Annotated in this window: 22 protein-coding genes and 1 tRNA gene; 8 read left to right on the top strand and 15 right to left on the bottom strand. The window is 63.2% G+C overall.

All coding sequences use genetic code 11. The features are described 5' to 3' along the window. Positions 1-52: 52 nt before the first annotated feature. The 6 genes from hemH to NKI50_RS02890 form a co-directional block, all read right to left on the bottom strand. Positions 53-1117, bottom strand: a complete 1065-nt coding sequence (gene hemH, locus NKI50_RS02865) for a ferrochelatase (RefSeq protein ID WP_023719099.1) — start codon at positions 1115-1117, stop codon at positions 53-55. Between the two features lie 151 nt (positions 1118-1268). Then, positions 1269-3419 (bottom strand): 5'-nucleotidase C-terminal domain-containing protein, encoded by a 2151-nt coding sequence (locus tag NKI50_RS02870; RefSeq protein ID WP_352640193.1) that lies wholly within the window; start codon positions 3417-3419, stop codon positions 1269-1271. A 303-nt stretch (positions 3420-3722) separates the two neighbouring features. Continuing rightward, the gene (gene omp10 / locus NKI50_RS02875; RefSeq protein WP_023720183.1) at positions 3723-4097 is read right to left on the bottom strand and encodes an outer membrane lipoprotein Omp10; all 375 of its coding nucleotides are present in this window, start codon (positions 4095-4097) and stop codon (positions 3723-3725) included. 187 nt (positions 4098-4284) lie between these two features. Next, positions 4285-5730 carry a homospermidine synthase gene (locus NKI50_RS02880; RefSeq protein ID WP_352481939.1) on the bottom strand — a complete coding sequence of 482 codons (1446 nt, stop codon included), beginning with the start codon at positions 5728-5730 and terminating at the stop codon, positions 4285-4287. A gap of 122 nt (positions 5731-5852) precedes the next feature. Then, positions 5853-7091: a hypothetical protein gene (locus NKI50_RS02885; protein ID WP_352481941.1), complete on the bottom strand. Its 1239-nt coding sequence runs from the start codon at positions 7089-7091 to the stop codon at positions 5853-5855. A gap of 158 nt (positions 7092-7249) precedes the next feature. Continuing rightward, positions 7250-8299: a LacI family DNA-binding transcriptional regulator gene (locus tag NKI50_RS02890; protein ID WP_352481942.1), complete on the bottom strand. Its 1050-nt coding sequence runs from the start codon at positions 8297-8299 to the stop codon at positions 7250-7252. A gap of 195 nt (positions 8300-8494) precedes the next feature. Between NKI50_RS02890 and NKI50_RS02895 the strand changes: the two genes are divergently transcribed. Beyond that, positions 8495-8821 carry a MoaF-related domain-containing protein gene (locus tag NKI50_RS02895; protein WP_352640194.1) on the top strand — a complete coding sequence of 109 codons (327 nt, stop codon included), beginning with the start codon at positions 8495-8497 and terminating at the stop codon, positions 8819-8821. A gap of 15 nt (positions 8822-8836) precedes the next feature. Beyond that, on the top strand, positions 8837-9280 hold the full coding sequence (locus tag NKI50_RS02900; protein ID WP_352481944.1) for a DUF6640 family protein: 444 nt from the start codon (positions 8837-8839) through the stop codon (positions 9278-9280). A gap of 98 nt (positions 9281-9378) precedes the next feature. Here the strand turns inward: NKI50_RS02900 and NKI50_RS02905 are convergent, their stop codons facing one another. The 6 genes from NKI50_RS02905 to NKI50_RS02930 all read right to left on the bottom strand — a co-directional run bounded on the left by NKI50_RS02905 (position 9379) and on the right by NKI50_RS02930 (position 15575). Further along, complete coding sequence (locus NKI50_RS02905) at positions 9379-10317, bottom strand: heme-dependent oxidative N-demethylase family protein (RefSeq protein ID WP_352481946.1); 939 nt, start codon at positions 10315-10317, stop codon at positions 9379-9381. Further along, entirely contained in the window at positions 10314-10601 is a 288-nt protein-coding gene (locus NKI50_RS02910) for a YciI family protein (protein WP_023720190.1), read from the bottom strand. The genes NKI50_RS02905 and NKI50_RS02910 overlap by 4 nt, the downstream gene beginning before the upstream one ends. A 17-nt stretch (positions 10602-10618) precedes the next feature. Next, positions 10619-11281 carry an aminotransferase class IV family protein gene (locus NKI50_RS02915; protein ID WP_031194348.1) on the bottom strand — a complete coding sequence of 221 codons (663 nt, stop codon included), beginning with the start codon at positions 11279-11281 and terminating at the stop codon, positions 10619-10621. Then, positions 11230-12381: an aminodeoxychorismate synthase component I gene (locus NKI50_RS02920; protein ID WP_352640196.1), complete on the bottom strand. Its 1152-nt coding sequence runs from the start codon at positions 12379-12381 to the stop codon at positions 11230-11232. Before NKI50_RS02920 ends, NKI50_RS02915 begins: the two co-directional genes overlap by 52 nt. Before the next feature lie 157 nt (positions 12382-12538). Then, a complete protein-coding gene (locus NKI50_RS02925; RefSeq protein ID WP_352481948.1) occupies positions 12539-13348 on the bottom strand; it encodes a helix-hairpin-helix domain-containing protein in 810 nt (269 codons plus the stop codon). Positions 13349-13739: 391 nt separating this feature from the next. Continuing rightward, the gene (locus NKI50_RS02930; RefSeq protein WP_352715331.1) at positions 13740-15575 is read right to left on the bottom strand and encodes a M3 family oligoendopeptidase; all 1836 of its coding nucleotides are present in this window, start codon (positions 15573-15575) and stop codon (positions 13740-13742) included. Positions 15576-15727: 152 nt separating this feature from the next. On the opposite strand from NKI50_RS02930, the gene NKI50_RS02935 reads away from it, so the two are divergent. The 3 genes from NKI50_RS02935 (at position 15728) to NKI50_RS02945 (ending at position 19678) form a co-directional block, all read left to right on the top strand. Beyond that, positions 15728-17290 (top strand): sigma-54-dependent transcriptional regulator, encoded by a 1563-nt coding sequence (locus NKI50_RS02935; RefSeq protein ID WP_352640198.1) that lies wholly within the window; start codon positions 15728-15730, stop codon positions 17288-17290. Positions 17291-17649: 359 nt separating this feature from the next. After that, positions 17650-19500 (top strand): peptidoglycan L,D-endopeptidase MepK, encoded by a 1851-nt coding sequence (locus NKI50_RS02940; protein ID WP_352481951.1) that lies wholly within the window; start codon positions 17650-17652, stop codon positions 19498-19500. A gap of 104 nt (positions 19501-19604) precedes the next feature. Further along, positions 19605-19678, top strand: a tRNA-Gln gene (locus NKI50_RS02945). 42 nt (positions 19679-19720) lie between these two features. On the opposite strand, the gene NKI50_RS02950 is transcribed toward NKI50_RS02945, so the two are convergent. Continuing rightward, positions 19721-20359, bottom strand: a complete 639-nt coding sequence (locus tag NKI50_RS02950; protein WP_352481952.1) for a 2-dehydro-3-deoxy-phosphogluconate aldolase — start codon at positions 20357-20359, stop codon at positions 19721-19723. Positions 20360-20528: 169 nt separating this feature from the next. On the opposite strand from NKI50_RS02950, the gene trhO reads away from it, so the two are divergent. Next, positions 20529-21449, top strand: coding sequence for an oxygen-dependent tRNA uridine(34) hydroxylase TrhO (trhO, locus tag NKI50_RS02955; RefSeq protein ID WP_352481954.1), 921 nt, complete (start codon positions 20529-20531; stop codon positions 21447-21449). 22 nt (positions 21450-21471) lie between these two features. Here trhO and NKI50_RS02960 read toward each other — a convergent pair whose 3' ends face one another. Then, positions 21472-21657, bottom strand: a complete 186-nt coding sequence (locus NKI50_RS02960) for a hypothetical protein (RefSeq protein ID WP_352640199.1) — start codon at positions 21655-21657, stop codon at positions 21472-21474. A gap of 26 nt (positions 21658-21683) precedes the next feature. Next, positions 21684-21830, bottom strand: a complete 147-nt coding sequence (locus NKI50_RS02965; RefSeq protein WP_352640200.1) for a hypothetical protein — start codon at positions 21828-21830, stop codon at positions 21684-21686. A 187-nt stretch (positions 21831-22017) separates the two neighbouring features. On the opposite strand from NKI50_RS02965, the gene NKI50_RS02970 reads away from it, so the two are divergent. Together NKI50_RS02970 and NKI50_RS02975 are read left to right on the top strand one after the other, a co-directional pair. After that, entirely contained in the window at positions 22018-22764 is a 747-nt protein-coding gene (locus NKI50_RS02970) for a tellurite resistance TerB family protein (protein WP_352715335.1), read from the top strand. A gap of 223 nt (positions 22765-22987) precedes the next feature. Then, positions 22988-23743 carry an SDR family oxidoreductase gene (locus NKI50_RS02975; RefSeq protein ID WP_352481957.1) on the top strand — a complete coding sequence of 252 codons (756 nt, stop codon included), beginning with the start codon at positions 22988-22990 and terminating at the stop codon, positions 23741-23743. Positions 23744-23809 lie beyond the last annotated feature (66 nt).

The raw sequence follows: 23809 nt of genomic DNA on the forward strand, positions 1-23809 counted from the left end.
ATGTTACAATCAGGTGATCACGGATTGCGGGTGCATGGACGGCGGGATCCATTCAAGCCCAGCCGGACAGCTCGCGCCGCACCATTGCCTCGATCACCGCCATGCCCTCTGCACTGTCGTTGAGGCAAGGGATGTGCGCGAACTTTTCGCCGCCGGCATGGTGGAAGGTCTCGGCCGCTTCCCTGCCGATCTCGTCCAGCGTCTCGATGCAATCGACGGAAAAGCCCGGATTGACGATGGCGACCGATTTCACGCCTTCGCGCCCCAGTCTTTCGACTGTCTTGTCGGTGTAGGGTTGCAGCCATTCCTGCGCGCCGAAGCGCGACTGGAAGGTGGTGATCAGCTTGTTCTCATCCCAGCCGAGCTTTTCGCGCAGCAGCCGCGTCGTCTCCAGGCAATGCGCCTGGTAGGGATCGCCCTTGTCGGAGTAGGATTTCGGAATACCGTGATAGGAGGCGATGACGATTTCCGGATCGAAGTCGAGGCTCGCCAGATGCCCTTCGATCGAACGGGCGAGCCCCTCGATATAGGCCGGCTCGTTGTAATAGGGGGGCACGCTGCGAATGGCCGGGGCGCGGCGCATCTTCATCAGCGCGCGAAACAACTGGTCGTTGGCGGTCGCAGTCGTCGTCGCCGAATATTGCGGATAGAGCGGGAAAGACAGGATGCGGTCGCAGCCTTGCTCGACCAGTCTGTTGGCCACGCTCTCGGTCGAAGGGTTGCCGTAGCGCATCGCCCAATCGACGATCACATGGGATAAATCGCCGAGCGCAAGCCCGAGTTTCTCGGACTGGGCACGGGTATAGGTGCGCAGCGGCGACTCGTTGCGCTCCCGGTTCCATATCCTGGCATAGTTGGCGCCCGACTTCTTCGGCCGGGTGGTGAGGACCAGGCCGTAGAGGATCGGATACCAGACCGCCTTGTTGAGTTCGATGACGCGCGGATCGGACAGGAATTCCCTGAGATAGCGCCACATCGGCTTGAAGTCGGTGCCGTCCGGGGTGCCGAGATTGATCAGCATGACACCGACCTTGCCTGTCCCGACCGGAGGGTGTCCTGCCGGGAGCGCGCCGGCGGTCGTTTCGGCTTTGCTTTCAGCAGGGTTGGCAAGCGTCATGGGGTTCTCCAACACCGCGAAACCAGCGGTGCTGCGGCGAAGGTAGCGATGCCGCGCCGGTTTTCAAATGCAGCGTCTGGCCGCACCTTATCCCAGAAATGCAGCACCCGCCCGGTTTGCCGGGCGGGTGCATTGCGTTCCTGCGGCCGGATTACTTCGAGGCCGCCGGGATAGTCAAGGTTGCGCCGACCGGCAGCCGGCGTGGCTCGTAGGCTTTGTTGGCATCGAAGATCATTTTCCATTTGGTGCCGTCGCCATAGGCCTTCACCGCGAGATCCCAATAGGTATCGCCGGCGACGATTACATGGCTGCTTTCGGCCGGTGCCGGCTCAGCCGGCTTGGCGGGCTCGGCAGGTTTTGCCGGCTCACTTGGGGCCGGTTCACTCGGGGCCGGCTGACTCGGGGCCGGCTGACTCGGGGCAGGCGCCGTCTCGGCCGGTTTGGCCGGTACAGCCGGAGCAGGGGTGGCCGGAGCCGGTGTGGCCGGAGCCGCAGGTGCCGCCGGCTGGGCCGGCTCGGCGGGTGCGGGGGCCGCCGGCGTGGTTTCAGCCGGGACGGCCGGTGGTGTTTTGGAAATGTCGCCGGAGCCGGCCGGCATTTCGGGCATTGCCGGCTCAGCAGGCTTTATCGGCGCTGCCTCAGCAGGTTTTGGCGGTTCGGCCGGGTTGGCTGGTTCCGCGGCCGGGGCTCCGGTCGCGGCGATCTCGGTGATGCGGCCGTCGAGCTTCGGCGTATAGGGCCGGTGCGCGCCGAGGTAATCGGCGACGACCTGTTCCAGCCCCGGGCCGTAATCATAGGCGTTCTTGGCCTTCTCGGCGAATACCTTGTAGCCGTCACCGCCCTGGCGGACATAGTTGTTGGTGGCGACCAGATAGTCCTTGTCCGGTTTGATCGGCGTCCAGGCGCCGCCTTCCATGACCTCGACCGATTTGACGCGTCCATTAGGCGGCGCCGATTTGTCGAACGCATATTTCAGGCCGGCAACCTGCGGGAAGCGCCCGGCGCCGTCCTCGACCTGGCTGAGGCCGCTTTCGAGGCCGGCAACCAGATCTTTGCCGGTGATCTGGAAGGTCGCCAGCGTGTTCTGAAACGGCAGCACAGTGAGAACCTCGCCCATGGTGACTGTGCCTTGGTCGATCGAGGCGCGCAAGCCGCCGCCATTCGAGATGACGATCTCGACACCTTGGCCCTTGACCCGGTCGAGGACGGCGTCGGAGACCAGATTGCCCATCTCGCATTCGCGGGCGCGGCAGTTTTCGCGGCTGCCGTCGATCGCCTTGGTGGTCTCGGCGACTTCCTTGTTCTTCAAAGCCTCGATCGGGGCGCCGAGTTCCTTGATGCGGGCAAGCACGGCGGGGTCGGGCGTGATCGATTTGTCGAGATGAATGGGATCGCCGCTTGCCTCTTTGACGACGCCATTGTCGTCGAAGACGACCTTGAACTCGCCGAGATATTTCGAATAGGACGCCGCCTGCACGACCGGCACTTTGTAGCCGTCCGGATTGTCGACCATCGTCGGATAAGGGCCTTCCGCCTTGGGGTCGGTGTTGGACAGCAGCGAGTGGCTGTGGCCGCCGACCACCACGTCGACGCCCGGGATCTTGGCGATCACGTCGCGTTCTCGCTTGTAGCCGATATGGGTGACCGCGATGATCTTGTTGACGCCCTCTCGCTTCAGTTTCTCGACCTCGGCGGTGATCGACTTGACGTCGTCCTCGATGGCGATGTTCGGGCCAGGCGTGGCAAGCTCCGGCGTGTCGTTGGTGACCGCGCCGACGATGCCGATCTTCTGGCCGCCGACCTCGACCACGATCGACGGCTTGACGCGGTCGCCGAGCTTGGATTGCGCATTGGCCTTCACATTGGCGCCGAGCACCGGAAACTGGATCATGTCGAGGAACGGCGCCAGCGCCGACTCGCCATCGTCGAACTCATGGTTGCCGACCACCTCGGCATCGAATTTCATCTGGTTGAGGAATTCGCCTTCGGTCTTGCCCTTGTAGGTCGTGTAGAAGAGCGAGCCCTGGAAATTGTCGCCGGCGCTGAGCAGCAGCACGTTCTGGCCTTGCAGCTTCTTGCGCTCCTGCGCGATCGCGGTGACCAGGCGGCCGGCGCCGCCGACGCATTCGCCCTTGGTCTCCTCCTCGGCCGAGCAGGTCGATTCATACTTGTTGTTGCTCTCGATGCGGCTGTGCCAGTCGTTGATGTGCAGGATGTTCAGCGTGTAGTCGGCAAAGGATACGCCTGCCGACAGGCCAAGCGCCGATGCCGACAGCGCGGCGATGGCAGCGATCTTCTTCATTCTCGTCTCCCGGATAACTTGAGTACAGCGCCGCGCGTCATTTGGGACGCGCAAAGTACCAATTTTATTTTGCGCATGATCCTTTCCGAAAATCGACTCCGATTTTCGGGGTCATGCGCAGACGCGTTTAAAGCTCTTGTTTGACTGGGATGTAACAGCCCTCTCGGGCCATGTTCACATCGCGTTTCAGTCGATGCAAGCGGAAATCGGCATCAGCTTTGCCGGCGTAAAAAGGCTTTGCCGGCGTAAAAAGCGGCGGCTTCAAGCCGCCGCCCTTTTGCAAAGTCAATTCGGAATCGGATTTCAGGTGCGCCTGGTCAGCACAAAATTCTGCCCGCTCGCGCTGGTGCAATTGAGCTGGCTTGTGGAGACCATCAGGCAGTTGAAGCTGATCGGCGTCTGGCGGATCAGCGAAGTGCCATGGATCTCGACCGAGGTGCCGCCGGTCATGGTGTAGCTGCCATCGGCAAGCTTCTGGCCGGTGTCGGTTGCGACGGTCGCGAAGCTGCCGCCCTTGAAGGTGGACAAGCCCGTGCCCTGCGCGTCGATCCAGGAGCCTTCAACCCCTTTGGCCGTGATCACCGGCGGCTCGCCTGGGCCGGTTGTGGTGCAGGCCGCCAACGCGACCGTAGCGGCCGCGGCAATGCCAGCCGAAAGCAGTCTTTGCGCGATCGTCATCTTCAAAATCCTCTCCTCTCGCATCGGCCCGAAAATCGATCCGATTTTCGGAAAGCACGATGCTCACATTCAAAGTGCTAGAGCGTACTTTGTGCGTCCAAATGGACGCACGTCGCTCTAGGCCGCTCCTCTTCAATCGCCCGATTTCCGGGCGATTGCAAGCTGGCGGAGTGTCGACGCAACGCTGCTATCGAACGAGGATGTTGCGGAATTGCCACGGGTCTTTGGTGTCGAGGTCCTCGGAAAACAGACCAGGTCGATTGTCGAGCGGTGTCCAGTCGGTATAATAGCTCCTGACCGGCCCGAGATATGGGTTCTGCACGTCGAGGCAGCGCTTGTAATCCATCTCGTCGGCTTCGACGATGCCGGCCTCGGGATTTTCCAGCGCCCAAACCATGCCGGCCAGCACCGCCGACGTGACCTGCATGCCGGTGGCGTTCTGGTAGGGCGCCAGCTTGCGCGCCTCGGCCAGCGACAACTGCGAGCCGTACCAGTAGGCGTTCTTGGCGTGACCGTAGAGCAGCACGCCGAGTTCGTCGATGCCATCGACCAGTTCGTTTTCGTCGAGCACGTGATGCACGGGCTGAGCCTCGCCGGCGGCACCGAACATCTCGTGCAGTGACAGCACGGCGTCGTTGCAGGGATGATAGGCGTAATGGCAGGTCGGCCGGTACTGCACCTTGCCCTTCTTGCCGCGCAAGGTGAAGAAATCGGCAATTGAAATCGCCTCATTATGCGTCACCAGGAAGCCGTATTGCTGACCGGGCGTCGGGCACCATGTGCGCACGCGCGTGTTGGCGCCGGGCTGCTCCAGAAAGATCGCGGCCTTCGAGCCGTTCTTGTGTTTTTTGGCGTTCTTCGGCATCCACGTCTCATGCGTGCCCCAACCGAGTTCGGCCGGCTGCAGGCCTTCCGAAATGAAGCCTTCGACCGACCAGGTGTTCCAGAACACGTTCATCGGCTTGGGTTTCTTGGTGCGCTGGGTGTCGCGCTCGGCGATATGGATGCCCTTGACGCCGGCTTTCTTCATCAGCCTGGCCCAGCCTTCGCGATCGTGCTGCGCGGGCTCCGAGAAATCGAGGCCAAGATCTGTGGCGAGGTTGACCAGCGCCTGCTTGACGAACCACGAGACCATGCCCGGATTGGCGCCGCAGCACGAGATCGCCGTGGTGCCGCCTGGGTTCTTCGCGATTTCAGTACGCACCGTCTCGCGCAGCGCATAGTTGGTGCGTGAGGCATTGTCGGCCTTTTCGTCGAAATAAAAGCCGAGCCAGGGCTCGACCACCGTGTCGATATAGAGGACGCCAAGCTTGCGGCAGAGCTTCATGAGTTCGAGCGAGGAAGTGTCGACCGACAGGTTGACGCAAAAGCCCCGGCCGCCGCCATTGGTCAAAAGCGGTGTCAGCAGCTTCTTGTAGTTCTTCTTGGTCACCGCGTCCTGCATGAAGGTGATGCCGCGCTCGTCGAGCAATTTGCGGTCGGTGTCGCGCGGGTCGATGACCGTCATGCGCGACTTGTCGAATTTGAAATGGCGCTCGATCAGCGGCAGCGTTCCCCGTCCGATCGAGCCGAAGCCGATCATCACCACAGGGCCGGTGATCTCACCGTAAACGGGCCAGTTTTCATTCACCATTTATCGATTACTCCCTCAAAAAACGCTTCGGAACAGCGGCTTGGCCGCGGCGCGACAAACCATAGATCATTGTCACAATAAAGCGAAAATCGGACGGCCGGCGTTACGCCGCGCCATCCCGGCTACGGCTCGACCAGACTTGCAAACTCCGGCTTGAAGAGGGCACGTGCCTCGGAGACCGGCAGTTCCAGCAGATCGTCGGCGCAGGCCTGGATGGCATGCGGCAGGGTCTGGAGCCCGAACACCAGAACCTGCTTGTCGCCCTCGCGCCAGAGGCTGGCAGCCAAATTTTCGTCGATCAGATCGTCGATGCCGCATTCGGCTTCGTGATCAATATCGGTCTGATCGCTCGGTTTCTTGCGCCGCTGCTTGACGAAGGAGGCGAGGGAAGGACCGGGCTTGCCATCTATCGTATCCAAGAAAATGTCCTGAAGGCCGAGCAGGACGCCGCGCCGCACATCCATGATGTAGGCGTCCGAATAGTTGGTCGGATGCGCTCCGCCGCAGAAGATGCTGCCGGACTCCCGCCAGCTCATCAGCCGCGGAGTCAGCGAGGTCACTTCGAATGTGCTGTCCTCATAGCCGCCGAGTGTGCCGCCGTTCACACCGTCAATCGGCCCGCCTTCGTTGAAACCGGCATATTGCGCCGCCACGCAGCCCAGTGCGCCGATGTTGGCGCGCCAGTGCCTGTCTTGCAGCAGAGCGTTCGCGGCCTCGATTGGAACGTCGCCGGACAGTTCGACAATGCGCGGCGTGGCAAATTTGGTGCGGGGGTCGACGACATAGCGGTAGGTTGCGTCCGGCCAACCAGTCGTCTTGCCGTTATCGAGCTGAGTGTCCACCCGCAGATAGTCATAAGGGGACGTTTCCATGGTGAGCGGCGTGTCATTGCCGAAGAACTTCATGAAGCTGAAATCGTAGAGATCGAGCGGACTGCTGGGCTCGTTCTCGGTCACCTGCCGACTTGCGACCCGTTCCAATCTGAGCGGCAGCGCGCTCTTTCCGTTCCAGCTGCCTTCAAGGGTTTTGCCGTTACTGGATGAGGCCAGGCGCCAGACGGCGGCAATCGGCGCAGCCTTTCCGTCATCGCAATTGTCGGCGCCGCATGCCTCCTCCTCGGCCAGTTCGAACTTGCTGCCCTTTTGAGACCGGGCCTGCAGCGGGATGTCGACGCCCTTCGAGCGGTAGAAATAGCGGCCGGCCAGCGGGCCGCCGGGCGCGGCGGGGTCGCCGGTGAATTCGACGACGATATCGCTCTTTCCAAGCTTGCCGGCATAAGTCACCGGCTCCGCCTCGGCTGCTGTCGACAGTACCAGGATCGCGGCCATTAACGTGACCGGCCTGCTAAGATGCTGGATCATTTTTCCCCCAAGCCGCAAGTTACAGCTGTCTTGCGCCAGCAGTCACGGTCGGCTGTCAGGCCCTTATAGTCAAGTTGTGCCTCGTCCCGCACCTGAGGCTGCTCAGCGAAAAGACGCGGCGAGCGCCGCCCCTGGTGCGGATGGCGCATCCGCCCGTTTCAGCGGGTTTTTGTCCTCGGCGCGGCTGTGGAGGCTCGAACCACCAGTTCTACCGGCAGAACGACTTGGCGGGGGGCTTCATTGTCAAGGACCATTCGGGCGGCAAGCCGGCCTTTTCCGATCACGTCTTGTGCGACAGTGGTCATCGGAGGCGTGGTGCGTGCGGATTCAGCGGTGCCATCGAAGCCGACGACCGACACGTGGCCCGGCACGTCTATGCCGCGGCGAACCGCCTCGTCCAGGATCGTGATCGCCTGCCAGTCCGACATGGTCAGGATCGCGGTTGCTTCAGGCGCCCTGTCGAACACCACTGCTCCGGCAGATGGCTCGCCCGGGATCGTCTCGATGATCGGGGCATCGTCGATCGACAAATTCGCCTCCGCCAAACCCTGTTTGAAACCGTCGAGCCTTTCATCGTCGAGCGGGAAGCCGGCCAGAAGCGGGCGCGTTGCCTTTCCGGGCATGTGGACAATCGGCGGGCCGGGAGACCGGCGCACCGAAAGGATGGCAAAATGCCGGTGCCCCAGCCCGGTCAAGTGCCGGACGGCAGCAACCGCGCCACTCCTGCCGTCGATCTTTATCGAATTGATGTCGGGACCTGCGTCGCTTTCGAGAATGACGAAGGGCAGACGGCGTCTCTGGACCGAAATTATGAGACCAATGTCGGCGCTGTGACCAAGGATAAAGCCGTCAACCAGGGCATCGCGGATGCTGGCGAAGCGCGTGTTGTCGGTGCCGTTTACAAGGCTGAGCGTCGTTCCAGCCTCGTCGCAGGCGAGCGAAACGCCGAGCACCAGCTCGCGGCCGTATGGGCTTCTCATCACTTCGGAGATGGCGTAGGCGCCAGGCGGCATGAACCCGATGGCATTGAACTTGCCGTCCCGCAGCAATCGTCCTTTCGGATCGGGGCCGCCAAACCCGAGCGCTCGCGCGGCCGCTTCGACGCGCTCGCGCAATTCGGGCCTGACCAGCTCCGGCCGGTTGAAGACGTTGGAGACAGTCCCCCGGGAAACTCCGGCAGCCTTGCCGACATCGGCTAGGGTGGGCATTGGCGATTCACTCGTTTTCCCTGAGGTAGACCATTTTTTGGAGCGCTCCAAGAATTTTATTGACTCAAAACCAAAATAGGGGGATCGTGCTCCTTGGAGCGCTCCAAGAGCATATACTGAGGGTGTTTCTGCGACTGAGACACCGAGAATCGTCACATGGCATGGTCGCAGCGGCCAATGCCCAAGGAGAGGATGATGGCAGAAACCGATGCTTTTCCAGCCTCGCTCGTAGGCAAGACGTTCGACTGCGTTTTCGGCCCCTTCGTACCGCGGCTGACGTTTCTTTCGCCGCAGGAATTGCATATCCAGGCGTTGATCGGGACCACTGAAATCGACGAGGTGGTCAAGGTCGGCCTGACCAGCGTGCGTCCGAATCTCGTGCTCGCGAGTTGGACGGAGCAGAGCGGCAACTTCATTGTGCAGTTGCAGGATCACGAGAACCGGATCGTCCATAATTATGCGCGGCTGGCCGATGGGCAGCTCTTCTGTGCTCAGGGCGCCATTCAAGCCGTTCCGGCGTGAGGGGAGGAAAATGCGATGGAACTCGCTTATGACAGTCATCTGCTTGCTCGAATTCTGCTGAGCGTCGCGACCGTGGGTTACGGTGTAGCGACGATCAAAGCCGACTTGAACGCCACCCACGCCACCAATCCACTGTGGACTCCCCATGCCCGGTTTCACGTCGTCTGGCAGGTGCTGAGCTATACCGGGGTGGCGCTGATTGCCCTCGGACTCATCTGGATCAAGGGGCAACTCGAAGCCGAGCGGCTCTATCTCGCCGGCGGATTGGCCGCGGCCATGTATGGGGCATTCTTCGCGGCCATGCTCTCGCGGTCGATCTATGGTGGCGTGCTGTATGACGAGAACGGCTACCCGCCGTTCCGGCCGCCGTTTGGACCGGCGGGCTGGCGGTGGGATGTCAACGTCACCGTCTTTACCGCGATGTCGGCGATCCTGCTGCTGGGCCTGGCTGCGATTTAGGGCAATTCCGGGAAAAGTGTGAGACGGTTTTCCGTCCGGAATTGCGCAAGAACAAAGAGGTGGAGCGGTTCGGCGTTTCCGTGAAACGATGAACTGCTCTAGGACAGCGCCAGCGCCCTAAGCCACGCGACCAGCCGGTCACGATCGGCGGTCATCCCCTTGTAGTCGAGCTGGGCCTCGTCCAGCGCCAGAAGTTGTTCGGCCAAGGACGCTGCGAGCGCCGCACGGTCGCGGTGGCGCTCCAGCACGGCGAGCGGGTCGAGATGGATGCGGATGGTGAAGAGTACGTCGCCCGAAACGGGGAGCTTTCTCAGCGTCTGCCGCTCGACGCGGATAAAGGCATGGGCGTCGATGTCACCGTCCGGGAATCTCGACGGGCGACTGCTGGCGCGGTCGATGCGTTCGACATTGGAGAGCGGATGGTAGAGCGCGTCGCCCGCCTGGATCGACCAGTTGTAGCGCTCGACGGCTTGGCCCTGGAGGCCGTCGAACATGCGGTTGATGAGATCGGCCGGGCGTGTGCCTGGACCGAAACCCGGTACCGGCGCGTGGATCTGCTGCAGCGGCTTGCCGAATTTTTCGGTCAGCGACCATGACGAGGGGAAGCAGAGCGAGCCGGCCGCCAGACGCCAGCCGCTCTCGTCGCGGCGCATCAGGATCAAATCCTCCTGGACGAGCAACGAGGCCGCGACAAGCGGCGCATCGCTGAAAGAAGCTGCGGTGCCTGAGCCTACAAGACTGTCGGTGCCGCCGATCACCACGATCCCGTTGTCGGTACGCCTGTGGGTCCCAGGAAAGTTCGCCGCCAGATGCGCACCGAGCAGATCGAGCACTTCGCGTTGGGCGTCGCGTGTGGCTTGCTCCTCGACAAAAACCTTGTCTGGAATTTCGGCATAAAGCCGGCGTTTCTCGGCAAGATAGGGCAGCAGATATTCGTCGATCTCGATCCATCTATCTAGATTGAGCGGCTTCAGCCCGATGGTGAACAGTTTCGACGAGCCGTCATAGGGTGTGTGGGTCGGTGGGCGGAAACTCATGCTTCTTTGTAGGCTTCCAGTGCGGCAGCGGCCATTCTCGCCGTGAATTCGGTGATTTCGTAATCGGCGGCGCCTGCCTTGGCGAAGGGATCGTCCGCCAGTCTGGCATCGAGCACGTCGCGTGGACCGCGCGCGATGATGATGCCGCCGGTCCTCGGCCGCTTCGGCCCGGAGGCGACAAAAATGCCTTCCGCATAACAGGCCTTCAGCCACTCGACATGCGCTTGCTGCAGGCTGTCGATCTCGGTCAGCGGCACCGTATACTTCAGCGAAACCACGAACATTGTTGTCTCCCGATGCTTCAGCCCAGCCGCGCCGGGATCAATCCGCGCAGCGAGTTGCCGACGAACAGCGCCTTGGCCGATTTCAGTTCGCTCCATGTGTAGATTGCTTCGCGGGCGCGGCCTTGATCCAGCAGTTCGCCGCGCAGGACGCCAGGCAGCAGGCCGCAATCGAGCCGCGGCGTGGCCAGCACGCCGTCGCCGAATTCGGCAAAGACATTGGTGATCGTGCCCTCGCAGATTTCGCCGCGCTCATTGGCGAGCAGCACCTCGTCGGCCCGGCCGGCGAGATATTCGGCGCGGGCGCGCGTATAGATTTGTCGGCGGCTGGTCTTGTGGCGCAGCAGCATATCGCTCGAATCAAGCCGCACGCGCGCCAGCTGCACGGTCCAGACCTTGTCTGCGGCGAGCGGCGCGTAGGGCTGCACCGAAACCGCTACATCGCCCTTGCGCGACAGGACGAGGCGAGTGCGCAACGCAATGTGCTGGCGGCCGACCGCATTCATCAGCGCTTCACCGACCCGTTGCGGGTCGCAGCCGAAGCCGAGTTCGTCTGCCGAGCCGTAAAGCCGCGCGAGATGGCGGTCGAAACGGAGGAAACCCGAGCCGGGTTCCCAGCGCATTGTTTCGATCAGTTCGAAATCGGCAGTGTTCCCGTCGCGAAACGGGCTTTCAGCAGACACTCCTGGTACTCCTCTTCGGCTGTCGAATCGAAGACGACGCCACCGCCGACATTGTAGACTGCCTCGCCATTGGCAAAGAGCGAGATGGTGCGGATCGCCACCGAAAAGCGCATCCGGCCGCCGGGGGCGATCCAGCCTATGGCGCCGCAATAGACATCGCGCGGGCCACCTTCCAGCTCGCGCAGGATCTCCATGGCACGGATCTTCGGCGCGCCGGTGATCGAACCGCAGGGGAACAGCGCGGCGAAAATCTGGCGGATGGCGAGGCCGGGCAAAAGTTTCGCCCGCACGCGGCTCACCATCTGGTGGACCGTCGGGTAGCTCTCGATGCGGAAAAGCTCCGGCACCTCGAGCGTGCCAACCTCGCTGATCAGTGAGATGTCGTTGCGCAGGAGATCGACGATCATCCGGTTCTCGGCCTGGTTCTTCTCGTCGTTGCGCAAGAACGCTTTCAGGCGATCGTCCTCCGCCTTGGTGGCGCCGCGCGGCGCAGTGCCTTTCATCGGATGCGTCTCGATCATGCCTTCCGCGTCGACCTCGAAGAACAGTTCCGGCGAACGCGACAAGACGATCGGATCGCCAAGCGCGACCAGCGCCCCATACTTCACCGGCTGGCGTTCGGTCAGCGCGTTGAAGGCGTCCAGCGGATCGCCCGACCATTGCGCGTGGACCGGAAAGGTCAGATTGCCCTGGTAGCAGTCGCCCTTGCGGATGTGGTCATGCAGCCTGGCAAAGCGTTTGGCGTAGTCGTCCGAGGACCAGGCTGCCTTGGGGTCGAAGATTGGGCCGTTGCTAGCCGGCAGATCGCCTGGCGCGACCGTCTCTTCGACCGGCGGGTCGAACACGCCGAGGCAGAAAAGCGGGGCGCGGCGGCCGGCTGGCAGCAGCGGAACGAGCTTGGGCTCGAGCAGGTAGCCGGCCTCGTAGGAGAAATAGCCGGCCAGCCATTTGCCCCCATCATGTGCAGCCTGCGCGGCTTCAAGCGCCGGCAGGAAGTCCGCCTCGCCATGCGCCGAGATGATCTCGGCCGGCCGGTCGAAAACGAGCTGACGCGCGGTCTCGTCGTTCCGGAAAATTGCAAAGGGCAGGGGCAGGGACATAAGGCTCGGATGCTGCGGTCACCAGCGATCGATCTATATGGGGGCTCGACCGTGCGCAATCGAGGGAACGGCGTCTCAAGACGCAAAGGCGCGGCGGGGCAAAACAAAAGCGGCGCCCGAGAGCGCCGCCTTGTTCCAAATGCCGCCTTGCGATGGATCAGGTGTTGCTGGCTTCCCCCGCGGTCGGGAAGCGGCGCGCAAATTCCTTTTCGTCGCCGGCGGCAAGCAGTTTCGCCTGCTCGATCCAGCGTTCACGTTCGATGCGGCCGTCGAAATTCAACGTCGCCTCGATCCGCCTGACATCGTCGGGCGTCCAGGCGGCGATCTGGGCATAGGTCGTGACCCCAAGCCCTTTGAGCAGCCGCTCGTTGGTCGGGCCGATGCCGATCAGGCGACGCAGATCGTTGGCTTTGCCCGCCGCTGCGGTCGTTGCGTTGCCGGTCGCGGCTTTCTTTGCCGCCGGCGCAGCCTTGCTTGCCGCTGGCGCAGGCTTTTTTGCCGCTGGCGCAGTCTTGGGTGCGGCGCTCGCTTTCGATGCAGCCGGCTTCGGCGTTGCCGTTTTCGCCGCACTTGTGCGTGGCGCGGTCGCAGCCTTGGCCGTTGCAGATTTCTTCGGCGCCGGTTTGGCCGGCGCGGATGTCGACATCAGGGTTGACGGTGCCTGCATCGCCGCCTTGGTCGCGCCGGCCTTGGCGGCTGGCGCCTTGGCTGTTGCCGCCTTCGCGGTTGGCGCCTTGGCGGCCGGCGCCTCGCCCAGCCGCCGCTCGAGGTCGGCGCGGGCGCGGCCGCATGCATCCAACTCACCGGTCAGACGGTCGCTATCGGCCCGCAATCTGTCGCGTTCGCTGCGCGTGCGGTCGAGATCGCCGCGCAAACTGTCGAGTTCGCCACGCAGGCGTCCCCAAATGAACCAGCCAACCAACACACCTACCAGGAACGCCAGGAGCATGTAGAAAAAAGTGCCCATTGTCTTTCTCTCTCCAGTCCGATCCGTCCGCCCTGGCCTGTGGAGCCATGACCTCGGCGAAGGACCATTCGATGGTGGTTCCGCAATTTGCAGAACAGCCGGCTTCGATCGAGCTGTCGGCGACCGGTTTGCCCCTGGCCAACAACCGTTGTCGCATCCGCCGACGCGCCATGACCGGTCGGGACTTTCCGACCGGATCCATTCGTGCCCGGCTGAGCTTGAGGGCGGACGCTATCATACAGCTTACGGGAATCTAACGGAAAACTTCCATGGAAAGTTATTTAAGAACAAATATCCAAGACAAGAATAGAACCATCGTCAATATGCATTGCAGCTAAACTGTTCTGGAAAACCCGGTCACCCGGTGTTGCGCATCACCCAGTGTTGCGCATCACTTGTCCAGTGCTTCCAGCTCGTCGATCAGTCCGCTGATCACACCAAGCCCGATCTGCCAGAAGGCAGGGTCCGCCGCGTCAAGGCCGAACGGCGCCAGAAGCTCGGAATGATGCTTGGTGCCGCCGGCGCGCAGCATGGCAAAATATTTCTCCTGAAAGCCGCGCTCGGCGTTCTGGTAGACCGCGTAGAGCGAGTTCACCAGGCAATCGCCGAATGCATAGGCATAGACGTAGAAAGGCGAGTGGATGAAGTGCGGGATATAGGTCCAGAAAACCTCGTACCCCTCGCGTAGCTTGATCGCCGGCCCGAGGCTTTCCGCCTGCACTTCCAGCCAGAATTGGCCGAGCTTGTCGGAGGTCAATTCGCCGCTCTTGCGCTCGGCATGCACCTTGCGCTCGAACTCGTAGAAGGCGACCTGGCGCACGACCGTGTTGATCATGTCCTCGACCTTCTGGGCGAGCATGGCCTTGCGTTCGCGCTTGTCGGTGGTCTGCTCGAGCAACGAGCGAAAGGTCAGCATTTCGCCGAACACCGATGCGGTTTCGGCCAGCGTCAGCGGCGTCGACGCCATCAGGGCGCCCTGGCCGCCGGCCAGCACCTGGTGCACGCCGTGGCCGAGCTCGTGCGCCAGCGTCATCACGTCGCGCGGCTTGCCCATGTAGTTGAGCAACACATAAGGATGCGCCGAAGGCACGGTCGGATGGGCGAAGGCACCAGGCGACTTGCCGGGTCTCACCGGTGCATCGATCCAGTTGCGGTCGAAGAAAGTTCTGGCGATCTCCGCCATGTCGAGTGAAAAGCGCTGATAGGCGGAAAGCACGGTGTTCTTGGCCTCGTCCCAGCCGATGACCGCCTGCGGGGTCTCCGGCAGGGGCGCGTTTCGGTCCCAATGGTTCATCACGTCCATGCCGAGCCAGCGCGCCTTCATCGCATAATAGCGATGCGACAGGCGCGGATAGGCGTCGCGAACCGCCGCGGCGAGTGCGTCCACCACGCTGCGTTCGACGCGGTTGGCGAGATGGCGGGAATCGGCAATGTCCTCGAAGCCCCGCCAGCGGTCGGAGATCTCCTTGTCCTTGGCCAGCGTGTTGGTAATCAGCGTGAAGACGCGCAAATTCTTGCGGAAAGTTGCGGCCAGCGCTTCGGACGCCCGGCGGCGCACCTCGCCGTCGGCGTCCTGCAGGCGATTGAGCGCCGGCTCAAGCGTCAACTCCTCGCCGTCGAGGCCGAAGCGCAAATCGGTCATCGTCTCGTCGAACAGGCGGTTCCAGGCCCCGCGCCCGGTGATCGACTTTTCGTGGAAGAGTTGCTCGATGCGGTCTTCGAGCTGATATGGCTTGTCCTTGCGCAGATCGAGCACCCAGGGCCGGTAGTGGGCGAAGGCCGGATCGGCGGCGAGTGCGTTTTCGATCGCGCCATCGTCGATGAGGTTCAGCTCGAGCGCGAAAAACAGCAGGTGCGCGCTGGCATCGGTCATCTTTTCCTGGATGTCGCCATAGAGCTTGGCGCGCTGCGGATCCGACGTGTTGCCGGCATAGACAAGCCCGGCATAGGAGACGATCCGGCCGATCAGCTCCTCCAGCGCTTCATAGGCCTGGAGCGCCTCGCCCAGCCTGCCGGCGCTGCCACGCCCGGCCTCGGCGGCGAGCGTGCGTTTCCAACGGCTCTCGAAGGCGATGGCATCGGCGGCGGCCTTGGCGATGTCGCGCTTCAACTCGGGCGCTTCCATGCCCGAATAGAGATCGGCCAGATTCCATTCCGGCAGGTCGCCAAGCTCCGCCACGCCCTGACCGGACGCCGCCGCCAGCTTTCGAGCAAAAACCATGCGCATTGCCGATCCTTCCAGACACGAAAATTCGAGGAAACGAGAAGCCGGTCAAATCCTAAGGAATTCATTCACCGGGTTTTTTGAAAGCTTATTTAGAACCCTGTGCCAAGATGATCCATAGGGCGCATTCTCGGGCGGGCACGGTCGGATCAGTCATGGCAGCTTCCATACTCATAGTCGATGACGATCCGGTGCAGCGCAGGCTGCTCGAGGCGGCGGTGACGAAATTCGGCCACACCGCGATCGTCGCCGATGGCGGCGAGGCCGGTCTCGATGTTGTCGACGGGCCTAATGCGCGCGACGTCTCGGTGGTCATCCTCGACCTGATGATGCCGGGCCTCGATGGCATCGGCGTGCTGAAGGCAATGCGCGAGCGCGGCATCCACATTCCCGTCATCGTGCAGACCGCCCAGGGCGGCATCGAAACCGTCGTTTCGGCAATGCGTCACGGCGCCTTCGACTTCGTCGTCAAGCCGGCCTCTCCCGACAGGCTGCAGGCGTCGATCGGCAATGCCCTCAAGGTCGAAGCGCTCGAAGGCGAAGTGAAGCGCTCGTCACGGCAGCGCGGCGGCCATCTGACGTTCAAGGACATGATCACTCACAGTCCGGCGATGGATCGGGTGATCCGGCTCGGCCGCAAGGCGGCGGCGTCCAACATTCCGATCCTGATCGAGGGTGAATCCGGCGTCGGCAAGGAACTGGTGGCGCGCGCCATCCAGGGCAGCGGCGACCGCCGCTCGAAACCCTTCGTCACCGTCAATTGCGGCGCCATCCCCGACAATCTGGTCGAATCGATCCTGTTCGGTCACGAAAAGGGCTCGTTCACCGGCGCCACCGAAAAACACACCGGCAAGTTCGTCGAAGCGCATTCGGGCACGCTGTTCCTCGACGAAATCGGCGACCTGCCGCTCGACGTGCAGGTCAAGCTGTTGCGCGCCGTACAGGACGGCGAGGTCGATCCGGTAGGCGGGCGCTCGACCGTCAGGGTCGACATCAGGCTGATCTCGGCAACCCATCGCAACCTGCTGCAGCAGGTAAAGGACGGCAAGTTCCGCGAGGATCTGTTCTATCGTCTGAACGTCTATCCGATCTTCGTGCCGCCATTGCGCGACCGTCGCGACGACATTCCCCATCTGGTCGAGCACTTCATGGAGAAGATGGCGCCCGCCGATCCGCGCCACCGTCTGCGAGGCATCTCGGCTGCGGCGCTCGCCATGCTGCAGGCCTATGACTGGCCGGGCAATATAAGGCAGCTCGAAAATGCCGTCTTCCGGGCTTCGGTGCTCGCCGAGGGCGACATGCTGACCGAAGAAGAGTTCCCGCAGATCCGGGCGCAGGTCGAGGGCACGGTCAATCTCGATGCGGATATCGCCTCGCCAGAGTCAGGGGGGCCAGCTTCAGGGTGGCCAGCTTCCGGATTGGCTTCGGGCAGCCTGCCGCGTGATAACATCCCGGCCGCCGTCGGCGCCGCCGCGGCCGAGCCCAACGCGCCGGCCAGACCCCGCTTCGGCACGCTGCGGGCGCTCGACGAGCGCGGCAATGTGCGTGCGCTGGCCGATGTCGAGCTCGAAATGATCAAGCTCGCCATCGACCACTACAACGGCCAGATGAGCGAGGTCGCCCGCCGCCTCGGCATCGGCCGGTCGACGCTCTACCGCAAGCTCAAGGAATACGGCATCGACCCGGAGACCGGCCGTGTCGAGAGGCTCGCTTCCTGAGTCACAGGGCCAAGCCGGTTCTCATCCGGACATCATTCCAGGCAACTGAGTCTCGTAATGACGTGTTCGCCGCAATGTTCACGTATTAAGGCGGACGGTAACAGATCGTGTTTCGAGCTGGCGCCAAAACATGATCTAAACCAGCGGTTTACCAAGATATCCTGCGCAATATTTTTGGCGGGATATCGCCACGGTGTTACCGCATTTCGGCTTCAATAAGCGATGATTAACCATTAGGATCGATATTCGGATGCACATCTAACGCATCCGTTTGGTCAAATCCGGGGACAAAACGGCAGCCTGCAAGGCCTTTTGATTTGAACAGAATCGAACGACACAAAAACGGGCGGCATTATCACATGAGCGTCTGGCCGAGATGGCTGGCAGCGGTGATTGTTGCCGTCGGGTTCCTTGCAGCGGCGGCAACCGGCGCCGGCGCCGAGACACGTTCGCTGAAGCTCTATCATCTCCACACGCATGAAAAGGCGGAGATCGTCTACAAGCGCAACGGCCGCTACGATCAAGCGGGCTTGCGAAAGATCAACATCATCCTGCGCGACTGGCGTCGCAACGAGCCGACCAAGATGGATCCGCGCCTGCTGGACCTGGTCTGGGAAGCCTATCGGGAGAGCGGCGCCACCGACTATATCCAGGTCGTCTGCGGTTATCGTTCGCCGTCGACGAATTCGATGCTGCGCAGCCGCAGTAGGGGCGTCGCCGAGAAGAGCCAGCACATGCTCGGCAGGGCGATGGATTTCTACATTCCCGGTGTGCCGCTGAAGAAGCTGCGCGACATCGGCCTCAGGATGCAGGGCGGCGGCGTCGGCTATTATCCCAGCTCCGGCTCGCCCTTCGTGCATATGGATGTCGGCAATGTGCGCCACTGGCCCGGCATCAGCCGCCAGGAACTGGCGCGCGTGTTCCCCAACGGCAAGACGCTGCATGTGCCGAGCGACGGCAAGCCGCTGCCCGGTTATCAACAGGCGCTCGCCTCCTACAAGGCCCGTAAGGGCGCCGGCGCGCCGGCCATCGAACTGGCCAGCGCAAGCGGCGGTGGAAAAAAATCCCGCGGCTTCCTGGCAGCCTTCTTCGGCGGCGGCGACGACGAGGCGGACGACAGCGCCGATGTGGCGATGGCCGAGCCAGCGCCAAAGCCCCGTAACGTGAAGCCAGCGCCGTCGGCCAAGAGCAGCAATCTGCCTGGCATCGCCATCGTGGCGCCTCGGGATGCCAAGCGTGCCGAGATTCCGGAAGTCGCCGATGCTCCGGCGCCTGCGCCTGAACCGGAGAACGACACGCCGGAGACGATCATCGCGGCATTGCCGGCGCGCAGCATTCCGCTGCCGGATTTTGCTCCGCGCCCGAAGGCCGACATCGGTGCCCAGCCGCCTGAAAACGTTCCGTTCGGCGTGGCGGATGCGACTGCATCCACCGAACAGGCGGTGGCAACCGCGCAAGCGCCGGCAAGTGTGGCGTCGGCAAGTGTTCCGTTCGGCATGGCAGACGCGTCGGCTACGGCCGGCCCGGTGCAGGTCGCGACAAACAACATTCCCGTGCCGAGTTGGCGGCCCGATCATTCGCTGCCGGCCGATCTTTCGTCGGCTGGTCTTGCGCCGCAGGACAAGCAAGTATTGCTGGCGCTCGCGAGTGCGGCCGAGCGGAGCAACACCGCCACCGATGCATTCTCGGTATTGCCGTCGGCGCGGCCCGACAGTTCGCAGCCCGACGAGGTCAAGGCCGTTCTGGAACGGGTCAGCGCGACCGACGAATACAAAGTCGCTTCGCTTTCCGAGCAAGCATCGGTGTTCGAGGAACCGGCGAGTGACGACGCATCGAGCGACGGGGCGTCGCCGCGCAAGGCCATCGTTGCCCGCCCGGCCGGCTCCGACCCGACGGCCGTCATCGGCGCGGGCGTGAAGACCACACGCAAGGAACCCAGGGCCACCGCCCGCGACCTGAAACCAGGCCCCAAGCCGGTGGTGGTCGCTGCCGCGCCGCAGGCTGCCCGTTGGGCGCTGCACAGCGGCGAGTATGTCGCGACCGTTTCAGACGCGACAACGGCGCCGCGCTATGCTTACGACTTCGTCCGTACGGCACCGAGCGAGGTCTATACCGTCGGCTTCCAGCCGGGCAACGAGATGGCCGACGCCAACCGGTTCACCGGCAAGGCCGTCAAGTTCATGTCGGTGGCCCGCTTCCAGACCGAATAACAGCTGGCCAAATATCGTAGAGGCCGCGCTGGCAACCGGCGCGGCTGCCGCCACCGCCGGCACTGGCTTCCTTCGTGCCGGGATGCTAACCAAGGTCAGCATTCTCCCGCTTCGTCTAATGGTAGGACAGCGCCCTTTGAAGGCGTGAATCGTGGTTCGAGCCCATGAGCGGGAACCAGCCGGCGAACCAGATCGGCAGCAGGCCAGATCGGCGGCGATGCTAGCGCCCGAGCTTGCTCGCGGCGCGCGCCAAGGCTTCGATCTCGTCCCATTTGCCGGCCTTGACCAGATCGTCCGGCGCCACCCAGGAACCGCCGACGCAGATGACGTTGGGCAGGCTGAGATAGTCGGCGGCATTCTGGCCGGTGATACCGCCGGTCGGGCAGAATTTCACGTCGGCGAGCGGCGAGGCGAAGGCCTTGAGCGAGGCGATGCCGCCCGACTGTTCGGCCGGGAAGAATTTCAGAAAGCGCAGGCCGGCTTCGCGCGCGGCCATGACCTCTCCCGGCGTGATGGCACCGGGCAGCAACGGCACTTCGCTGTCCTTGGCTGCCGCGAGAAGCTCGCGGGTGATGCCGGGGCTGACGATGAACTTCGAACCGGCGGCCGCCGCCTCGCCGAACTGGCGGGCGTCCAGGATGGTGCCGGCGCCGACGACGGCGTCTTCGACCTCGCCCGCCACCCGGCGGATCGCCTCCAGCGCGTCGGCGGTGCGCAGCGTAATCTCGATCGCCGGCAGGCCGCCGCGGGCCAACGCCCGGGCCAGCGGCACCGCGTCGGCGGGATTGGCGATCTTCAGCACCGGTATGACCGGCTGGCCGTTGAGGAGCGACAGGAGCTTTTCGGTCGTGCTGGGCATTCGTCGTCTCTCCTCTGTTGATCAAGTCGACCGGTTAGCAGAAGGCGGTTTTTCTGTCCACGAAACGCGGCGTGTCGCGATGTCACGCGTGGTGTTCGAAACCCGTCGCGGGCAGACCGCTCCCGGCTCTGCCTTGATCCGGCTGTCGTGAGCGTTTAGTGGCTTGGAGATGACACTGTCCGGCCAAGCCTTCCGTGTTGCCGCGCTTTACCGCTTCGCCCGGCTCGACACCTTCGAGGCGCTGCGCGCGCCGCTCGCCGCCTTCTGCTGCGCACGCGGCATCAAAGGCACGCTGCTTTTGGCGCGTGAGGGCATCAACGGCACGGTCGCCGGCAGTGAAGCGGCAATCGCGGCGCTCATCGGTCATCTCGAATCCATCGAAGGTCTCGCCGGCCTCGAGATCAAATACAGCAGCGCCGCAGCGATGCCGTTCCACCGCATGAAGGTGCGGTTGAAGCGCGAGATCGTCACCATGGGCGTGGACAATATCGACCCGGCGGCAGGTGCAGGCACCTATGTCGCGCCGGCCGACTGGAACGCATTGATCTCGGATGCAGGCACCATCGTCATCGATACGCGCAACGCCTACGAGGTGTCGCTCGGCACCTTCAAGGGCGCTGTCGATCCCGCCACTGCCAGCTTTCGCGAATTCCCGGCCTGGGTCGAGCAGCATCGGCATGAGCTCGAGGGGCGCAAGGTCGCCATGTTCTGCACCGGCGGCATACGCTGCGAGAAGGCGACGGCCTATGTGAAGTCGCTTGGCTTCGAGGATGTTTTCCACCTCAAGGGCGGCATTCTGAAGTATCTCGAAGACGTGCCCGCCGAACAGAGCCTCTGGCAAGGCGAATGCTTCGTGTTCGACGAGCGCGTTTCGGTATCGCACGGGTTGGTCGAAGGCGAGGCCGAACTCTGCCGCGCCTGCCGGCATCCGCTAGCCGCAGAAGACCGGCTGTCGCTGGAATATGCAACCGGCGTTTCATGCCCGCATTGCTTCGATGCCCGCTCGGAGGAGGATCGCGCCCGCTATGCCGAGCGCCAGCGCCAGGTCGAGCTGGCGCAAGCGCGCGGCGATCGTCACATCGGAAGTTAGCTTCACGTCAAGCAACTTCACGTTAAGCAACAGAGAAGCGATCGATGACCCACAGCCATGTCCCGTCGTTCTGCCGGCGTGCGACCTCGGTGGTGATCGTGCCGTCGGGAAGCCGGGTCGAGGTGAGCGCGAGGTCGCCATTGATGACAGCCGGACGCTGATCTCCGGACTGAAATTTTCGGCCGGTTGCGGTGACCTCCGCGAACATCGTTCGGATGGCTTCGCGGCCGAACGTCAGTTGTCCGCCACCGCTGTCGATGACTGCATGCGGCTCAAAAGCGCGGCCATGCCGTCAATGTCTCCGACCCATTGCCGTGAAATCAGCAGGCGCTCCAGCTCCTGGGGATCGCGTGCCGGCTGGCGGTCTGTCTCATCGGTCATGCCAGGCTCCTCCCAAGCGACATGCAGCGACATTACTCGAAGTCGGGGCTGGTTTCGACACGTAGGTCATGTACGGAAGCGGGGCAAAGGATGCGCCGCGTCATTGTAATGTCAAACTGCGGGACCTAGGTCTTCGACGTGCAAACCTGCCCGCGCACCTTCGGCCGGGCCAATTCTGGAGGCATAGATGTTCGATCCCAAGAAGCTCCTCGACGATCTGCTCGGCTCGCAAGTTCCCGGTACCGGATCGATCGTCCGCGACAAGGCGGGGCAGGCGGTGCAGATGGCCAAGGACAATCCGCTTGCCGCCGGTGCGCTGGCCGCGGTGCTGCTCGGAACCGGCCCAGGCCGTCAGGTCACCGGTGCGGCGGTGAAGCTCGGCGGCCTGGCCGCGATCGGCGGCCTCGCCTACAAGGCCTACCAGAACTACAAGAACGGCAACGCGCCGGCCGAAACGCAAGCCGCCGGCGAACCGGAATTGCTGCCGCCGCCGGCCGATACCGCCTTCCATCCGTCGCAAGCGCCGCAGGGCGAAGACGAATTCACGCTGACGCTGGTCAGGGCGATGATCTCGGCGGCGAAGGCCGACGGTCATGTCGATGACGAAGAGCGGCAGAAGATCGCCGGCAAGCTCAGCCTCGCCGGCGTCGGCGCCGAAGCGGAGAAATTCCTGATGTCGGAACTGGACGCGCCGCTCGATCTGGATGTGCTGATCGCCGGCGCCAAGACCGATGCGCAAAAGCTGGAACTCTACACCGCCTCGCGTCTTGCCATCGATCCGGACACGCGGGCCGAACGCGGCTATCTCGACCTGCTTGCTGGCCGCCTCGGCCTGCCGGACGCGCTGGTCGACCATGTCGAGGCGACGGTGACGGCGGCGAAGGTGCCGGCAGCGGGCAGCACGGCCAAGCCGGTGACCGGTTCGCGCTGGTAGCTTGAAGGGGAGAGCCTCGGAGCGCTCGGCGGCATTGGCGTTAGCTCTCGTTAATCCGGTGAGCGCATGATTTCAGGCAGTCGGATCGGCTTTCCTCCTCCCAAGCCCGGTTCGGATCAGGGGCGGTCGCCAATGGCCGCCCTTTTTGCGAGCACAGGCCTTGGGCCGGCTTGCCATGGTTCCCGTCATTTGCGATGGCTCATCCCTTTCAGGGAGTACAGCCATGAGCGACTATAAAACCGCCATCGTCACCGGCGCCGGTACGGGCATCGGCAAAAGCGTCGCCACGGCGCTGCTCAAGGCCGGCTGGAATACGGTCTTCTGCGGTCGCCGCAAGCCGGTGCTGGAGGATGCGATCGCCGCGGCCGGGCCGACACAGGCCAAGGCATTGGCGGTCGCCTGCGACATCAGCAAGGCCGATCAGGTCGACGATCTGTTCGAGACGGTGGCAGCGGCCTTCGGGCGCGTCGACCTGCTCTTCAACAATGCCGGCACGAGCTACAAATCGACATTGATCGACGATATCCCGGTCGAAGTGTGGAACGACGTTGTCGGGGTCAATCTCACAGGCTCGTTCCTGTGTGCTCGCGGCGCGTTCGGCGCCATGCGCAGGCAGCAGCCGATGGGCGGCCGCATCATCAACAACGGCTCGGTATCGGCCTATGCGCCACGGCCGGGCTCGGTGCCCTATACGGCGACCAAGCACGCCATCACCGGGCTGACCAAGACGCTGGCGCTGGACGGCAGGCCCTTCGACATTGCTTGCGGTCAGATCGACATCGGCAACGCGCTGACCGACATGGCGCAGGCGATGACGGTCGGCGTGCCGCAAGCCAACGGCACCATTGCCGCCGAAGCGGTGATGGATGTCGAGCGCGTCGCCGATGCCGTCCTCCATATGGCCAGCCTGCCGCTCGACGCCAACGTCCTGTTCATGACCGTGATGGCGACCAAGATGCCGTTTGTCGGGCGAGGCTAAATTAGTCTCAACTCGGTCCTAAAAGCGCGTTGCGTTCGACCGGCCTCATGCGACGCGCTTTTAGAT

It is taken from the genome of Mesorhizobium sp. M0563, assembly GCF_040321065.1.
Lineage (GTDB): Bacteria > Pseudomonadota > Alphaproteobacteria > Rhizobiales > Rhizobiaceae > Mesorhizobium.

Excerpts from the sequence above, each read along its gene's own strand:
- hemH (WP_023719099.1), bottom strand. The coding sequence starts at position 1,117 with ATGACGCTTGCCAACCCTGCTGAAAGCAAAGCCGAAACGACCGCCGGC.
- NKI50_RS02870 (WP_352640193.1), bottom strand. The coding sequence starts at position 3,419 with ATGAAGAAGATCGCTGCCATCGCCGCGCTGTCGGCATCGGCGCTTGGC.
- omp10 (WP_023720183.1), bottom strand. The coding sequence starts at position 4,097 with ATGACGATCGCGCAAAGACTGCTTTCGGCTGGCATTGCCGCGGCCGCT.
- NKI50_RS02880 (WP_352481939.1), bottom strand. The coding sequence starts at position 5,730 with ATGGTGAATGAAAACTGGCCCGTTTACGGTGAGATCACCGGCCCTGTG.
- NKI50_RS02885 (WP_352481941.1), bottom strand. The coding sequence starts at position 7,091 with ATGATCCAGCATCTTAGCAGGCCGGTCACGTTAATGGCCGCGATCCTG.
- NKI50_RS02890 (WP_352481942.1), bottom strand. The coding sequence starts at position 8,299 with ATGCCCACCCTAGCCGATGTCGGCAAGGCTGCCGGAGTTTCCCGGGGG.
- NKI50_RS02895 (WP_352640194.1), top strand. The coding sequence starts at position 8,495 with ATGGCAGAAACCGATGCTTTTCCAGCCTCGCTCGTAGGCAAGACGTTC.
- NKI50_RS02900 (WP_352481944.1), top strand. The coding sequence starts at position 8,837 with ATGGAACTCGCTTATGACAGTCATCTGCTTGCTCGAATTCTGCTGAGC.
- NKI50_RS02905 (WP_352481946.1), bottom strand. The coding sequence starts at position 10,317 with ATGAGTTTCCGCCCACCGACCCACACACCCTATGACGGCTCGTCGAAA.
- NKI50_RS02910 (WP_023720190.1), bottom strand. The coding sequence starts at position 10,601 with ATGTTCGTGGTTTCGCTGAAGTATACGGTGCCGCTGACCGAGATCGAC.
- NKI50_RS02920 (WP_352640196.1), bottom strand. The coding sequence starts at position 12,381 with ATGTCCCTGCCCCTGCCCTTTGCAATTTTCCGGAACGACGAGACCGCG.
- NKI50_RS02925 (WP_352481948.1), bottom strand. The coding sequence starts at position 13,348 with ATGGGCACTTTTTTCTACATGCTCCTGGCGTTCCTGGTAGGTGTGTTG.
- NKI50_RS02930 (WP_352715331.1), bottom strand. The coding sequence starts at position 15,575 with ATGCGCATGGTTTTTGCTCGAAAGCTGGCGGCGGCGTCCGGTCAGGGC.
- NKI50_RS02935 (WP_352640198.1), top strand. The coding sequence starts at position 15,728 with ATGGCAGCTTCCATACTCATAGTCGATGACGATCCGGTGCAGCGCAGG.
- NKI50_RS02940 (WP_352481951.1), top strand. The coding sequence starts at position 17,650 with ATGAGCGTCTGGCCGAGATGGCTGGCAGCGGTGATTGTTGCCGTCGGG.
- NKI50_RS02950 (WP_352481952.1), bottom strand. The coding sequence starts at position 20,359 with ATGCCCAGCACGACCGAAAAGCTCCTGTCGCTCCTCAACGGCCAGCCG.
- trhO (WP_352481954.1), top strand. The coding sequence starts at position 20,529 with ATGACACTGTCCGGCCAAGCCTTCCGTGTTGCCGCGCTTTACCGCTTC.
- NKI50_RS02960 (WP_352640199.1), bottom strand. The coding sequence starts at position 21,657 with ATGTTCGCGGAGGTCACCGCAACCGGCCGAAAATTTCAGTCCGGAGAT.
- NKI50_RS02965 (WP_352640200.1), bottom strand. The coding sequence starts at position 21,830 with ATGACCGATGAGACAGACCGCCAGCCGGCACGCGATCCCCAGGAGCTG.
- NKI50_RS02970 (WP_352715335.1), top strand. The coding sequence starts at position 22,018 with ATGTTCGATCCCAAGAAGCTCCTCGACGATCTGCTCGGCTCGCAAGTT.
- NKI50_RS02975 (WP_352481957.1), top strand. The coding sequence starts at position 22,988 with ATGAGCGACTATAAAACCGCCATCGTCACCGGCGCCGGTACGGGCATC.